This is a genomic window from Peribacillus simplex NBRC 15720 = DSM 1321, assembly GCF_002243645.1.
In the GTDB taxonomy this organism is placed as follows: Bacteria; Bacillota; Bacilli; order Bacillales; family DSM-1321; genus Peribacillus; species Peribacillus simplex.
Genome location: NZ_CP017704.1, coordinates 720,895 through 736,258, shown reverse-complemented (window position 1 = coordinate 736,258; position 15,364 = coordinate 720,895). Strand labels below are relative to the sequence as shown.

General features: G+C 36.3%; 12 protein-coding genes and 1 pseudogene. 10 read left to right on the top strand and 3 right to left on the bottom strand.

Annotated features, from left to right (window positions below; translation table 11 throughout):
- Positions 1-234 precede the first annotated feature (234 nt).
- On the top strand, positions 235-1,647 hold the full coding sequence (locus BS1321_RS03315) for a DHA2 family efflux MFS transporter permease subunit (RefSeq protein ID WP_063234587.1): 1,413 nt from the start codon (positions 235-237) through the stop codon (positions 1,645-1,647).
- Positions 1,648-1,900: 253 nt separating this feature from the next.
- On the opposite strand, the gene BS1321_RS03310 is transcribed toward BS1321_RS03315, so the two are convergent.
- Complete coding sequence (locus BS1321_RS03310; protein WP_063234588.1) at positions 1,901-2,242, bottom strand: tyrosine-type recombinase/integrase; 342 nt, start codon at positions 2,240-2,242, stop codon at positions 1,901-1,903.
- 404 nt (positions 2,243-2,646) lie between these two features.
- On the opposite strand from BS1321_RS03310, the gene BS1321_RS03305 reads away from it, so the two are divergent.
- From BS1321_RS03305 to BS1321_RS03280, 6 genes are all read left to right on the top strand, one after another.
- The gene (locus tag BS1321_RS03305) at positions 2,647-3,678 is read left to right on the top strand and encodes an ABC transporter substrate-binding protein (RefSeq protein ID WP_063234589.1); all 1,032 of its coding nucleotides are present in this window, start codon (positions 2,647-2,649) and stop codon (positions 3,676-3,678) included.
- A 68-nt stretch (positions 3,679-3,746) separates the two neighbouring features.
- Positions 3,747-4,853, top strand: a complete 1,107-nt coding sequence (locus tag BS1321_RS03300) for an ABC transporter ATP-binding protein (protein ID WP_063234590.1) — start codon at positions 3,747-3,749, stop codon at positions 4,851-4,853.
- The gene (locus BS1321_RS03295) at positions 4,846-6,507 is read left to right on the top strand and encodes an ABC transporter permease (protein ID WP_063234591.1); all 1,662 of its coding nucleotides are present in this window, start codon (positions 4,846-4,848) and stop codon (positions 6,505-6,507) included. Before BS1321_RS03300 ends, BS1321_RS03295 begins: the two co-directional genes overlap by 8 nt.
- Before the next feature lie 20 nt (positions 6,508-6,527).
- Positions 6,528-7,355 carry a hypothetical protein gene (locus BS1321_RS03290; protein ID WP_063234592.1) on the top strand — a complete coding sequence of 276 codons (828 nt, stop codon included), beginning with the start codon at positions 6,528-6,530 and terminating at the stop codon, positions 7,353-7,355.
- A gap of 89 nt (positions 7,356-7,444) precedes the next feature.
- On the top strand, positions 7,445-9,121 hold the full coding sequence (locus tag BS1321_RS03285; protein ID WP_063234593.1) for a sensor histidine kinase: 1,677 nt from the start codon (positions 7,445-7,447) through the stop codon (positions 9,119-9,121).
- Positions 9,118-9,894 carry a response regulator transcription factor gene (locus tag BS1321_RS03280; protein WP_063234594.1) on the top strand — a complete coding sequence of 259 codons (777 nt, stop codon included), beginning with the start codon at positions 9,118-9,120 and terminating at the stop codon, positions 9,892-9,894. The genes BS1321_RS03285 and BS1321_RS03280 overlap by 4 nt, the downstream gene beginning before the upstream one ends.
- Before the next feature lie 315 nt (positions 9,895-10,209).
- On the opposite strand, the gene BS1321_RS03275 is transcribed toward BS1321_RS03280, so the two are convergent.
- The gene (locus tag BS1321_RS03275; protein ID WP_305791077.1) at positions 10,210-10,638 is read right to left on the bottom strand and encodes a tyrosine-type recombinase/integrase; all 429 of its coding nucleotides are present in this window, start codon (positions 10,636-10,638) and stop codon (positions 10,210-10,212) included.
- 274 nt (positions 10,639-10,912) lie between these two features.
- Here BS1321_RS03275 and gloA2 point away from each other — a divergent pair, with 274 nt between their 5' ends.
- Together gloA2 and BS1321_RS28050 are read left to right on the top strand one after the other, a co-directional pair.
- Positions 10,913-11,299, top strand: coding sequence for an SMU1112c/YaeR family gloxylase I-like metalloprotein (gloA2, locus tag BS1321_RS03270; RefSeq protein WP_063234596.1), 387 nt, complete (start codon positions 10,913-10,915; stop codon positions 11,297-11,299).
- Between the two features lie 413 nt (positions 11,300-11,712).
- Positions 11,713-12,141: pseudogene (locus BS1321_RS28050) on the top strand (DDE-type integrase/transposase/recombinase); the annotation flags it as partial.
- Positions 12,142-12,489: 348 nt separating this feature from the next.
- Here BS1321_RS28050 and BS1321_RS03260 read toward each other — a convergent pair.
- Positions 12,490-13,701, bottom strand: a complete 1,212-nt coding sequence (locus BS1321_RS03260) for an ROK family protein (RefSeq protein ID WP_063234597.1) — start codon at positions 13,699-13,701, stop codon at positions 12,490-12,492.
- A 237-nt stretch (positions 13,702-13,938) separates the two neighbouring features.
- Here BS1321_RS03260 and uxaC point away from each other — a divergent pair, with 237 nt between their 5' ends.
- Positions 13,939-15,342 carry a glucuronate isomerase gene (gene uxaC / locus BS1321_RS03255; protein ID WP_063234598.1) on the top strand — a complete coding sequence of 468 codons (1,404 nt, stop codon included), beginning with the start codon at positions 13,939-13,941 and terminating at the stop codon, positions 15,340-15,342.
- Positions 15,343-15,364 lie beyond the last annotated feature (22 nt).

Sequence of the window (15,364 nt, the reverse complement as noted above, 5' to 3'; positions counted from 1 at the left end):
CTACTTATCTGCTACTTTGCGGTCTGTGACAGCAACCCTATGACCAGGCCAATAGAAAGTACATCAATTGCAGCTGGTTCTTCAAAGGAAATCCCCTTTTATTTTGTAGGGAAAGTAATTATTTAATGCCGACTTTATTGCTTTCATTTTAACAGCAAATAAGTGGATATCTGATGTAAATTCGTGTAATCTACAAAAGTATGTTTTTTTCCTAATCGTAAAGGGGGATCATAATTGAGTTCAACAAATAGTAAACAGTCAACAATTGTTGCCCTTTTGCTCGCGGGTACATTTATTGCGATCTTGAATCAAACATTAATGATTACCGCGATACCTCCTGTAATGGAGGAAATGAATATTACGGCAAATAGTGCACAGTGGCTAACAACCGTTTTTATGCTGGTCAATGGGATCATGATCCCTGTGAGCGCGTTTTTACTGGAGCGCTTTACCACCAGACAGCTCTTCCTTTCAGCCATGGGGATTTTTGCTACTGGTACATTGGTAGCGGGGCTAGCTCCTAATTTTGGAATGCTGCTGCTAGGAAGGGTGATTCAGTCGAGCGGAGCCGGAATTATGCTCCCGTTAATGCAAACAGTCTTCCTAATGATTTTCCCTGTTCATAAACGGGGTGCAGCTATGGGACTGGTCGGTCTGGTCATTTCCTTCGCGCCGGCTATTGGGCCCGCTTTGTCGGGATTGGTTACCGAGACCTACTCATGGAGGGTGTTATTCTTTATCATTCTTCCAATTGCTATTATTGATATCATAGTTGCGTTCTTCGCTTTAAAAAATGTAACAGAAGTTACACGGCCAAAAGTGGATGTGCTTTCGATTGTTTTATCTTCCGTGGGTTTCGGTGGATTATTGTATGGATTTACAGCTGCTGGTAATTATGGCTGGACAGACGAGAGTACTATCATATCCCTAGGCATTGGAACAATTTCACTTGTTTGGTTTATCAAAAGGCAATTGCGATTGAAGCATCCAATGCTGGAGTTCCGTGTGTTCACGTATTCATTATTCCCGCTTGCCATTATTATTGGAGCCATTACCTTTATGGGTCTGATAGGTGCCGAAACGCTTATCCCACTATTTATGCAAAACATGCGAGGATTTACTGCGTTTGAAGCTGGATTAGCCATACTCCCTGGAGCACTTATTACCGGAATAATGTCCCCGTTCATTGGACGTATTTTTGACCGGATTGGGGCCAGGTGGTTGGTTATTGGCGGATTACTCCTCATAACCGCTTCCTCCTTTACTTATATAGATGTTGGTCCTTCGACAAGTTTTACATTTATTATGGTAATGTACAGTGTTCGGATGTTCGGATTAGCCATGGTTATGATGCCTGTTTCAACGGCCGCCTTAAACCAGCTGCCTAAACGGTTAATTGCCCATGGTGCAGCAATGGATAATACGATGAAAATGATTGCTGCATCTGTAGGTACAGCAATACTTGTTACTGTAATGACATCAGCTACCGAAAATGCTCAGCAGCGTCCCGAGATAGTCCATCCTGATATGTATGGCGCGCAAATTTCATTTATTGTCATCGCTGTACTTTCGATAATTAGCTTCCTCATTTCTTTTAAAATAAAGGATCAAAAATCAGCAGGAAAAGAGTTCGGAGAGAAGAATTAAAGATTTGAATCCGAGTTTTTTAAATTAAATATTAGAACTCCATTTTTTAACTTGTTATGAACATTTTCCAACGCCGCCCCTGGTAGCTTTTCCTCCCAGGCCCTATCATTCCTTCGTCATGCCTACCTAAGGGATTCTAAAAAAGAGGGAGAACAAGTCATCCAGATGATTTGTTCTCCCTCTTTCATTTTTTCTTTCTTTATAAAAAAAGTAAACATACATGAATTAGATGTAGGTGTGGAATTATCTTTTATTAAATCTGGACTTTTGATCCCCTATAACGTTCCGTTCGCACGGTTAGGTAATCTTTTATGTCCTGCATAGACGGAGGGGATACTGCCACTACATCCTTTTTTCCACCCTTACGTAAAACGTGTATTTGTTTTTCCTCAAAATCCAAGTCCCGTAGCCTTAAGTTGGATAACTCATTTACCCGGATGCCGCTTCCTAAGAAGAGGGATAAGATCGCAAAATCACGTTCCTTGTCCCTTTTAAAATATATAAGTTTTCTGGACTTTTCAGGTAGCTGCTTTTCATAGTTATGCTTCACGAATTCAAGAAATCGCGCATCCTCATCATTGGGGAAAAAAATCATCCCTATATTAAATACCCTTAGATTTTGAAAAAATCCCTCTTGTTTTATTGGATAATTTTGAATTCGAGGTTATTGCTAATCTTTTCAGCCGTTTCTAAGACGCAGGGGGGGTTCATTGATTACTTTATTAATGTCTACTCTTCCGGAATGTGTTGGGCATTTTACCGCAGCAACAATTTCTCCTCGTAAAATAAATTAAAATGGGATTCCCTCCTTTGAAAGAATAGAGGCAATCCCATTTTTTATAGGAAAGGCAGAATAAAACCGACCAATTGGTATTGGTGTTTTATGCGTATATATACAAGTCGTAGTTCATAATTTCGGATAGTTTAAACTGTTTTGTGGATTGTTTAGAGGCTAAGTTACCAGTAAAGTTAGGATATAACTAAAAGGGAGTGTGGGAAATGAAAAAAAGTATAAGCAAAATCATATTTTTATGTTTATTGTTAGCGCTTTCACTAGCGGCGTGTTCATCGGACGATAAGTCGAGTGATGGGAAAAAATCAAATGAATTGACGGTATATTCTCCACATCCGCTTGAATTCACAGAGCCGTTGATTAAGGATTTTGAAAATGAAACCGGTATCAAAGTGGAATTGATCTCTGCTGGTTCGGGTGAGCTGTTGAAGCGGGTTGAATCAGAAAAGAATAATCCTTTATCAGATGTATTTTGGGGTGGTTCCATTTCTACGCTGGATTCGAATAAAGAGTTGTTTGAAAAGTTTACTTCAGCTAATGACGACCAGGTAGCTGATGAGTTTAAAAATAAAGATGGCTATATTACTAGGTTTTCTGTCGTTCCAAGTGTGATTATGGTGAACAAGAATTTAATCGGTGATATTAAGATTGAAGGATATGAGGATTTACTCAATAAAGAGCTAAAAGGTAAAATTGCCAATGCAGATCCGTCAAAATCTTCTTCTTCATTGGAGCAATTAATCAATCAATTATTTGCGATGGGAAATGGTGATCCAGAAAAAGGATGGGATTATGTTACTAAGCTGATTAAAAACTTAGATGGCAAACTGCTAAGCGGATCATCCGCTGTCTATAAAGGGGTAGCTGATGGGGAATATACCGTCGGATTAACTTTTGAAGAAGCAGCACTGAACTATATTAAAAATGGTGCACCTGTAGAAATTATTTATCCTAAGGAAGGTGTCATCGCGAAAGCTGACGGCATGGGCATTATCAAGAATGCCAGCAATAAAGAAAGTGCTGAGAAATTCGTAGATTATGTAACAAGCAAGGAAGTTCAGCAGAAACTTACTTCTGAATTAAACAGACGTTCAATCCTTAAAGATGTAAGTATTGATAAAACGACTGGAATGAAAGACTTAAGTGAAATTACAATCATTAAAGATGATGAAGAATGGTCCAATGCACATAAAGAAGATATGTTGAATGAATACAAAGATATTTTCACCAGCAACTAAGAAAAAAGAAAGTTGAGCCGTCACTCTCTCTTTAGAGCAAAGGCGGCTCTTTAATAGGAGGAAAACGAATGCCGACACAAATAACATTTGATAATGTAACCAAAAAATATGGAGAACTTACAGTGATTAGCCAGCTTTCGTTAAAAATTAAAGAGGGCGAGCTCTTTACCTTGCTGGGGCCTTCTGGCTGTGGAAAGACGACTTTGCTTCGGATGATTGCGGGCTTTCATAGTGTGGATGGAGGCAGCATTTCGTTTAATGAACAGATAATTAATCATATTCCAGTCAATAAACGGGACATTGGCATGGTGTTTCAAAGCTATGCAATTTTTCCCCATATGTCCGTTAAGGATAATGTGAAATACGGATTGAATGCGCGTAAATTATCTAAAGTAGAAAAAGCGAAGCGCTTAGAAGATATTCTTGAAACTGTGCAAATTACTCAGTACCAGGACCGTCTGCCGGCCATGCTTTCAGGGGGACAGCAGCAGCGGGTAGCTTTGGCTAGAGCTATTGTTATTCATCCAAAGGTCTTATTAATGGATGAACCGCTGTCAAATTTAGATGCTAAGTTGCGAATAGATATGCGGCGTGCCATTAATGAAATTCAACAAAAGATTGGAATTACAACGGTTTACGTGACACATGATCAAGAGGAAGCGCTAGCCATATCTGATCGAATTGCGGTCATGAACAACGGGGTCATTCAGCAAGTCGGGGCACCAACTACGATTTATCTGCGTCCAGCAAATAAATTTGTGGCGACTTTCATTGGTCATTCTAATCTATTCAAAGGAAAAGTGAAGAAAGCTGCCGGCAAAGATATCATCATTCTTGAAGGGGGCTTTAGCTTTGAAATGACTAACCTAAGCAGTGACGTTGAAGATGGTCAGCTTGTTACTGTTGCCGTTCGTCCAGAAGAGTTTGCTATTGCAGAGTCGGATGAAGGGATTGATGGGAAAATTGTTTTCAGGAATTTCCTTGGTAAATACATTAATTACGAAATTAAGCTGCCTAATGAAAGCAGAGTTGAGCTTAGTCAGGATACTAATACAGCCAAGCATTTCTTTGATGTAAATCAATCTATTAAGCTGGCCTTATTAGTGGATAAAATAAATGTATTCACGGAGGATGGTGAGCAAAGCCTTATCGAAGGAGTGAAGAAATATGAATAGAAAGAAATTTAAAATCAATTTAGATTTTTGGAATATCATGATTATCCTTTGTTTAGCTATCTTTATCATTTTCTTGGTTTATCCCTTATCCTCACTCATTATAAATAGCTTTAAGGATCCAGCGAATAACACCTTTACATTTGCAAACTATCAAACCTTCTTTGAAAAGAAGTATTATTACGAAGCATTGCTTAATAGCTTTTCCATTACCATTTTAGTAACGATATTGGCAGTTTTACTTGGAGTTCCTTTGGCTTATTTAATGACTACGCTAAAAATCAAAGGAAAATTTATTCTTGAAATATTAATTATTATTTCGGTGCTTTCGCCGCCGTTTATCGGTGCCTATTCTTGGATTCTATTATTAGGGAGAAGCGGGGTGGTCTCGACTTTTTTCAGAGAACACTTCAACATTCATACACCCAGTATATATGGCTTTGCCGGAATCTTGATTGTTTTTACCTTTAAGCTGTTTCCTTTCATTTATCTATATGTATCGGGTGCGCTTAAGAAAATGGATTCATCATTGATTGAAGCAGCTGAAAGTCTTGGAACCACGGGGATTAGAAAGGTATACACATTGATTCTACCGTTAATCCTGCCGACGATTCTTGCTGGTGCTTTACTAGTCTTTATGAATGCGTTAGCTGACTTTGGTACACCAATGCTGATCGGTGAGGGCTTCTCCACGATGCCTGTTTTAATTTATTCGGAATTCATTAGTGAGGTTGGCGGTAATGCATACTTTGCTGCTGCATTAAGCTCAATTATGATTGTGATTACGGCCGTTTTTTTCATTGGACAAAAATATATCGTTAATAAAAAATCCTTTGAAATGAGTTCGCTGCGTCCAATTAAGCCAGTGAGAATAAAAGGTATGAAGAATTTTCTTGCGCATGGTTTTATCTATCTTACGATTGCGATTGCGATCATTCCACAGGTTACGGTTATATATACCTCATTTCTAAAAACACAGGGTTCCATTTTCGTTTCGGGCTACTCATTTGACAGTTATATTACAGTCATGGACAGAATGGGTGATTCAATTTTGAATACGTTTCTGTATGGCGGGGTAGCCATTATTATTATCATTATTTTAGGAATGCTGATTGCTTATGTTTCTGTAAGAAGAAAAAATGTTTTCACTTCGTTATTGGATACGATCGCGATGTTTCCATACATTATTCCTGGATCTGTTTTGGGGATTACCCTTTTGGTTACCTTTAATGATCAGCCGCTTATGCTCAGCGGAAGCGCAGCTATATTGATCGTTGCTTATGTAATCCGGCGTCTTCCCTATACCATGCGTTCAAGCGCAGCGATTATTTATCAGTTAAGTCCGAGCCTTGAAGAAGCATCTATAAGCCTAGGTTACTCTCAATTTAAAACCTTCATTAATATTACAGCAAAATTAATGATGCCAGGCGTCTTAGCTGGTGCTCTCCTGAGCTGGATTACGGTCATCAATGAGCTGAGTTCCTCAATCATCTTGTACACAGGACATACAAGGACTATGTCAGTCGCCATTTATTCCGAAGTTATACGAGCAAGCTATGGGACAGCCGCGGCTCTGTCTACTATTTTGACCGTAACGACGATCATTACCCTATTAATCTTCTTTAAGTTTAGCAAATCGAAGGAAATTAGTATTTAGAGAAAGTAGGAGGATCAGTATTGAGCTATTCCATCATTGAACAATTCACTCAGGCGAAAACAGGGAACGAAGTAGATAATGAAGATAAAATAGTTATAACAGACTATTTTGTAGCAGTAATTGATGGAATGACACCTCTGAATAAGAGTCTTTATTCTGGGGTGTCTCCAGCTAAATTATGTACCGAGCTGTTAGCTGATTGTATTAGAGGGTTTTTAAGCATGGTAACTTGTTCTGAAGCGGTTGCACAGTTAACAGATTACGTCAAAGGATACTATGAAAAAAATGATATCCTTGAGGAGGTTTATACTTTTCCTCATAAGCGAATGGGCGCAAATATAATCATTTACAGTCACAAAAGGCAGGAAATATGGTTTGTGGGGGATTGTCATTGTCTGATTGATAGCAGGCATATTACCAATGAAAAATTGGTCGATACGTTATTAGCTGCCATGAGGAGCTCCATCATTCGTGAATATTTATTGACCTGCGACATCTTGGATTTACTAAATGAGGACTTAAGTAGCAATGATCTTAAACCGTTCCTTCAGCAGCAATACCGGTACCAAAACAATCAGCTATCATCTCCGCTATCATACACAGTAATAGACGGATTTCCCGTGATAACGAATATGATTAAAGTTGTAGATGTTAGAAATGCCTCAGAGATCGTATTAGCAAGTGATGGTTTTCTGATTTTGAAGGAAAGTCTTCGAGAATCTGAAAACGCTTTAAGACACTTATTAAAAAATGATCCGTTATGCTATCAACTCATACCAACTACAAAGGGATTAAGAAAAGGAAATGTATCCTTTGATGACCGTTCTTATATTAAACTCATAAAATAAAGATATATTTAATATTTGGATATAGCATTATAATGAAGTGAAGTGTTGACACTTGAATAAGAGCAAACTTGCTGTTTGGAGCTTTTATAATGAAAGAAAATATGTCTCTAAAAAAAATGTATCGAGAAAAACTCAGCCGTTCTCTTTTACTATTTGCTATTATCCCAACAATTCTGGTGACAGTCTTGTTTTTTCAATTATTCTTTTCCATTGGTAACTATTTCAGTAATCAAGACTTAATAAAAAGAAATAAGGAATTATCCAATTTTCTCACAAAAGAAATCACTTCCTATAAAGAAGATATGCAAATTCTGCAAGCGAATCCATCCTTACCTACAGTCTTTCAAAGTGATGATTTACATACACAGGTTTATACTGAGTTGTATCAGATTGTGACGAATCATCGACTTAAAAGCAAGTTTTATATTGTGAATGTAGATGGCGATATTTTATTAACCAATTCTTATAAAAACAATGCTATTCAGATCTACCATAAGAAATATCTTTCCTCTCTTAATTTAAAACAAAAAGAGGATATTACCATATATAAAGAAAAGGATAATGAGCAGTTAGATTACGCCTTTTTGAAGCTGACTACACCGATTTATCAAGGGAATGAAGTGAAGGGTTTTATCATTTTTGATTTACAATCCACTTACTTAAAGCGATTCTTCGAAGAATCCAATTACACGGATATTGTGATAACGGATCCTTTTGGCTATCAGTTGTTCACTTCGAAGAAATCCCTCATTCTCAATAATGGTAAGATGAGGGCATTTACTAAGAAAGAATATAGTGTCGTTTCAACCGATATCGTAAATGAGGAATTAAGAGTACATACAATTCGGTATATGGGTTTATTCAACAAATTATATATCATTGGCTTTTTAGGATTATTGGTGATTAGCGCAATTCTTATAATGATTACGAGATTATTTGCTAATCATGCTGCCAAAAGAAAAACAAAATCAATTGACACAATCCTCTCAACCATTTCTGATGTAAATGAAGGGACATATAAAGGATATAAAGAGTTAGAAGAAAATGATGAATTGGAGTATATCAATTATTACTTAAATGAAATGATTCAGTATAGAGACAGCTTATTATCGGAAAATAAAGAAATCCTTATTCGTAAGACTGAGGCCGAAATTAAGGAACTTCAAATGCAATTCAATCCTCACTTTTTATTTAATACCCTAGAAAACATAAAATTTATGATTCGATTGAATCCCAGCTCAGCTGAGAAGTTGCTATTAATGCTATCTTCCATACTTAGATATTCAATCAATAATACTGAACAGGACAGTCCGCTTAAACATGATTTATTGTATATTAAGGATTATTTAGAAATACAGAAATATAGATTTGAAGAACGTCTGGATTATTCAATCGACCTTCCTTTAGAGCTCGAAGACTGCTTGATTCCCAAGCTGATTACGCAGCCATTAGTTGAAAATGCGATTAAATATGGAATTGATGAAGTAAGTGAACTGACTATTAACATTAAGGTATCAAGAACAAAGAAAAGTTTGCTTTTCATCATTGCCGACACCGGTATAGGGTTTTCAGAAGAACGCCTTCAAGAGATTCGTTCATTATTAAAGACATCTAATAACCATTCAAATCATATTGGCATCTATAATGTGCATAGAAGGATTCAGCTGAAATATGGAAACTCCTATGGAGTAAGAATATTTAGTTTACAAGATAACGGAAGTCTCTTGCTTATTAAGCTCCCCATTAGAGAGGAGGCAGAATTTTGATAAACTTATTAATTGTAGAAGATGAACGAATGATTCGGCAAGGTCTGCTATATACAATTGATTGGACTGCACTAGGCGTGTCCATTATTGGAGAGGCAAGTAATGGGCTGGAGGGCTATGAGAAAATTATCGATCTGAAGCCTGATATTGTCCTGACAGATATAAAAATGCCCAAAATGAATGGAATTGAGATGCTCGAAGCAGCAAGCCAGTCGCTGTTCTTTCACAAAATCATTTTGTCCAGCTACAGTGACTTTAGCTATGCACAGAAGGGAATCAAATTAGAGGTTTTTGATTATATTTTAAAGCCTGTGGATGCAAGGATCCTAAACGAAACAATAAAGAAGCTGACAGTTAAGATAGCCAATAATCGTGAAATAGAAAATAGAGCAAAGAAAATGCCTTACTTTGAAGAGTTGCTTGAAGGTGCCGGTTATACTAAGGATTCGATGAATATCTATGTGAAGCAATGCATTGAATATATCAGAGAAAATTATGCTGAGAAAATCAACAATGAAGAAATGGCTGATCGCTTAAACGTCAGCTCCAGCTATCTCAGCCGAGTATTCAAGAAAGAAACAAGCCATACCATTACAGATTACTTGAATCGTTACCGAGTTATGAAGGCCATTTCGCTCCTGCAAACCAATCATTATCGGATCTACGAAGTCGCCTATCGAGTAGGATTTTCCAATTATAAGCATTTCTGTACGGTCTTCAAAAAGTATGTTTCCTATTCTCCCAGTGAGTTTATGAATAGGGAGGGTAAATGATAGCAGTAATAAGGAATAGAATAATAGGTGCAGAGGGCTGCACCTTCTTTTTGAAAGGATAATGATAATCTGTATCAAAAACTGAGAATTACCGAAATGGTAAACTTAAAATATAACCTATATAGAAGAATAACTCTCGGAGGAAAAAGGGAGTACTCAATCTTCCGCCATGAGGAGATCCTTAGCAATTATTACAGGCATTTAGCTACCATTTATATAGCCTTACCAAGTGAAAGAAGTATAGATGGTATCTTATGTTTTCATTTCTACACACATACAAAAAAGAAAAGACTAGAAAATCTTCTCCTTTTTCAATCAATCCTTTTCACGAAAATTGACTCTTCTCTCTCCCAGCTGTTTCGCAGCCTTTTTAGCCTTCTCCTGCTCAGGAATAGTATAGAGGGCAGCCGTTGTGGTTGAAGTATGACCAAGTTGAGTCATCAGCAAATGGATGTCTCCTGATTGCTCCATTAAGTTCGTCCCGTATGTATGCCTAAGTTTGTGTGGGGACATGGATTTATTGGACTTAAATGCCTTCGTGTATTTCTTTACTAGAGCCTCGATGGCGCGGTTGGAAAGAGGGGTGGCTCCATCATTCACCCTAGTCAAGAATACATAGGCCGTATCATCATTTGAGCCCCTATAACGTTCCGATCGCACAGCTAGGTAATCTTTTATGTCCTGCATATACGGAGGAGAGACTGCCACTACATCTTTTTTTCCACCCTTACGTAAAACGTGAATCTGTTTTTCTTCAAAATCAAGTCTCGTAGCCTTAGATTGGATAACTCATTCACCCGGATGCCTCTTCCTAAGAAGAGGGATAAGATCGCAAAATCACGTTCCCTAATTAATCTAATGGAGGAGTGTTAAGACCTATATCTGGTGAAAGGGAAATGGATGTACCAGTATCGTGCAGTAGAGTCCGAAGGAAGGACTGCAATCTAAGTTTTTATTAATGTATAACTTTGGTAAAATTAGATTATAAAAATAACCAATGTTCTTAGGGAGGAAGCAAATGAAGGTAAAAAAAATACATCATGTAGCTATAATTTGTTCCGATTATGAAAAATCAAAAAACTTCTATGTAAACATTTTAGGATGTGATATTAAGCAGGAAACATATCGGGCAGAGAGGAAGTCCTATAAATTAGATTTAATGGCGGGAGGGGAATATCAGCTGGAATTGTTTTCATTTCCGGATAGCCCCCATCGTCCAAGTTATCCTGAAGCAAGAGGGCTTAGACATCTTGCTTTTGAAGTGGAAGATATTCATCAAGCGATTGAAGATTTAGAAAAAGAAAAAATTCCAGTCGAACCTATCCGTGTTGATGAAATAACAGGAAAAAGGTTTACGTTTTTTTGCGATCCTGATGATTTGCCTCTTGAACTATATGAAAAGTAATAATTACAGTAGGGTTATGTATATTTTGATATAATAAATCGTGGTACCCTAAAACCAAAATAGTATTTAAAACGAAAATGGCAATCATTTTGTGATTTCCATTTTCGTTTCTTTATTTTTTAGGTCATAAAATCCGAATTAACCTATTGTATTTATTTTTCCTTTACCTGGAATGAAGATAGGGTTAACATCTTCTCCGACAAATGCTTTCCCTGTACGGGTATTTCCAGTCATAACTTTCTTGATTGATTATATGTAAACATTTGATGTAGCCTTTTACTGCTAAAAAAATAAGAGAACCCCTTTGATCAAATGCCACGCCATCTACCACAGCATAAAATCATCCAATATGAATTTTTGAAAATTATCATTTTTTTCCATGTATATTCCGATTACTTTGCCTTCAAGTATAGTACCTGTATCGTGCAGTGGATTCCGAAGGTTAAGGTTTATCTAAGTGAATCCAGAGATAAACAAGCAGCCCAATGCTTTCTCAAGAAAGTATTGGCTTTTTTGTCTGTTTCCAGACCCCTGTCATACCAGTGGATAAAAAACCAGCGTATCCTGTAGCCATTCATGAGTTAAAAGAAGAGAAGAGTAGCCCGAAGGCATACAAATAAGGCAAGTTAGATATCTCAACAATATCGTGGAGGAGGATTATCGATTTATTAAAAAGCGTATTGCACAAAATGCTTGGCTTAAAGTTCTTTCGAACGGCTAAACGGATTATTGCGGGGATTGAAGCTATGCACATAATCCAAAAAGGACAAACGATCCAAGGGGAGAAGTCTGTCCAAAATCAGGTGAATTGTATCCACGAGCAGTTTGGATCAACCGCATAAAGTAGCATTCCGTTAGAAATCCTATTAGTTTTTTCAAATTCACATTATGTTTGCACCAGAACTAAATCCCATTAATTGAATCTTTTCTTCTTTTGCAAGTGCAATCAAACTTACGTTCTTTTTTAGGTTATTGATTCTTAATTATTTGTACAAATAATAGAATTGGGAATTCTTATAGAAGGGAGTCTTTATCTCAATTAGTAGATTAAGGGCAGTTCAGCAGCTGAAATTTAGGTTTAATTCTTTATCTAGGAATAAAAACCATAAAACTTTTTTACTAAAGCTTTACGGTTTTTATAGCTGTTAGGCAAGCATCAGCCTAGTTTTCTGTGAGAAAGAATTCTTACCCTATAACTTTTTGACAGACATATTATTCAGTGAATTAATATCTTCTATTGATTCAGGATATACAAAGTTAGGCATCGTAATTTCAAGAAAATTTTTAATCACCAATGCACACGCACCCAATTCACATGCTTTTTCTCCAATTGAGGATATTAATAATTCTCGATAATGAATTGTGGAGGAAGAAAGATTTTTCTTAATTTCATTTATAGAATCTGGGTATAGAGAAAGTAATTCACTATCAATTATTAGAACTTCAGGGTTATATATGTTGATGATATTATTCAAACCGATTGAAATATAATAGAGGAAGTTTTCCATTTGTCTATGTAGTTCAGTATCGTTTTGATTAAGCCATTCTTCAATATGTTTATAAGTTATATTACTAACTTGTTTTTCTTTAGAAAGTTGTTTTAAAAAGATAGACTCAGAAGCATATCTTTCCCAGCAGCCTTTGTTGCCACAAGCACAAAGGTCTCCTCCTGGTTGGATAATCATGTGACCAATCTCTCCAGCATAGCCATCATGTCCTTTAGATAATTTGTTATTTATTAATATACCAAGGCCTATACCTGATCGAAGTGTTATGCATACCAAATTATCTGATTTATGATATGTGTAGGATCGTTCAGCAAAAGCTGAAAGATTTGCATTATTTTCAAGATATACGTTAACGTTTAACTCTTTTTCTAAATCATGCTTTAAGTCCACATCATACCAGTTTAACCGAGGAATATAATGAATGAGTTCATCTGTAGAGACAAGACCATGAATTGAAATTGCTACACCAATAAGTCCGTATCTAGACTTAAGGCATTCATTTTTATATTTATTAATTTTTTCAACTAGTATATCAAAGATATCCGAATAACTTGTCGTATGTATTTTAATAGTATCTGACGAAACAGGATGACCAAGAAGGTTAGAAAGAGTGAAAGAGATTTGACTATAATCTAAATCAATACCTAATGCATATCCTGCTGCTCCATTTAAAGATAGCATTATAGGTTTTCTTCCAACTTTTGAATGATCCTGCTGTGTCTCAATAATAATATCTTCATCAATTAAGCTTGCAATCTGTACTGAAATAGTGGCTTTTGTTAATGTTGTAATCTTAGACAATTCTGCCCTTGAAATTATTCCTGCTTCTACAATTTTACTAATAATTAAAGATCGATTTAATTTCCTGATATAAGCTGCATCACCAGTAGGCATAAATGTGTCCTCCAAATCTTAACTGACATTGTTCTTTATTATAGCATTTTCATTTGAAAAATATTGACACTTAAATTAAAGAATTTTAATTGACTGAATTTTATAAACATGATAAATTACTTCTTATAATTAATTAGTTTACTAATCGAACAAATTAAATTAACCAAAAATGAAAGTGTTTACATTGAGAGTTTTAATCTTATAAATTTAATTTTATTCCCCTAGGAGGAAAATAATATGAAATATTTTTTAGGAGACGATTTCTTACTTTCCACACCTACAGCAGTTCATTTATATAAAAATACTGCAAAAGAAATGCCAATCTTTGATTTTCACTGCCATTTAGATCCAAAAGAAATTTTTGAGAATAAACATTATGAAAACCTTACTCAACTATGGTTAGCAGGCGATCACTACAAGTGGAGAACTATGCGAATGAATGGTATAGGGGAGCATTTTATAACAGGAGAAGCTAGTGATTGGGAAAAGTTTTTTGCTTGGTCTCAGACGGTACCATGTTTAATTGGAAATCCACTCTACCATTGGACTCATATGGAATTAAAGAGCTTTTTTGACATTGATAAAAGACTTAGTCCCGATACCGCGCTGGAAATTTGGGAAGAATGCAATAAAAAATTACAAGATACGGAGTTTACACCTCAATCTTTTATTAAGAAATCTAATGTGCAATTTATTGGTACTACAGACGACCCTATATCTACTCTTGAATACCACCAATTATTAAACCATGATTCTACGTTTAAAACAAAGGTTGTACCAACCTTTCGACCTGATGGAGCACTGTTTATTGAACGTCCAACTTTTCAAGATTGGTTAAAGGAGCTAGAGCAAGTAGTTCATCAACGAGTGACATCTTTAGCAGAATTAATTAAAGGACTTCAATACCGAGTTGACTTTTTTCATGCAAATGGAGGCAGGGCAGCCGATCACGATATTCCTTACATGGAGTATAAAAAAGTAACTCTAGCAGAGGCAGAAACAATTTTTACAAAACGTATGAATGGAGAGTCGCTTTCACTAGAAGAATTGATCAAGTATCGATCTTTTCTTCTAAAAGAACTAGGGAAAATGTACGCTCAAAAACAATGGGTGATGCAATTACATATTGGGGCTATGCGAAATAATAATACAAAAATGAAAAATCTTTTGGGCTCGGATACAGGGTTTGATTCAATTGGAGAAGCAAACATCGCACGAGGATTATCACATCTTCTTGATGCGCTTGACCAAGAGGATGCGTTGCCAAGAGTCGTATTATTTAATTTAAATCCTAAAGACAATCCGGTATTAGCCTCCATGATGGGGAATTTTTATGAAGAAGGCGTTCCAGGAAAAGTTCAGTTTGGTACAGCTTGGTGGTTTAACGACCACATTGATGGAATAGAGAAACAAATGAAAGATTTAGCTAACGTCGGGTTACTTAGTCATTTTATCGGTATGCTGACAGATTCTCGCAGCTTTCTTTCCTATGAAAGACATGATTATTTCCGTCGTATCCTATGCAACCTAATCGGGAAATGGGTAGAACAAGGAAGGGTTCCAAACGATAATGTGCTTCTTCAAACACTGATTGAAAATATTTCCTATTACAATGCAGAGAAATACTTCTTACAGCGTTAATAGAGGAATGCTCTTTTTGCTT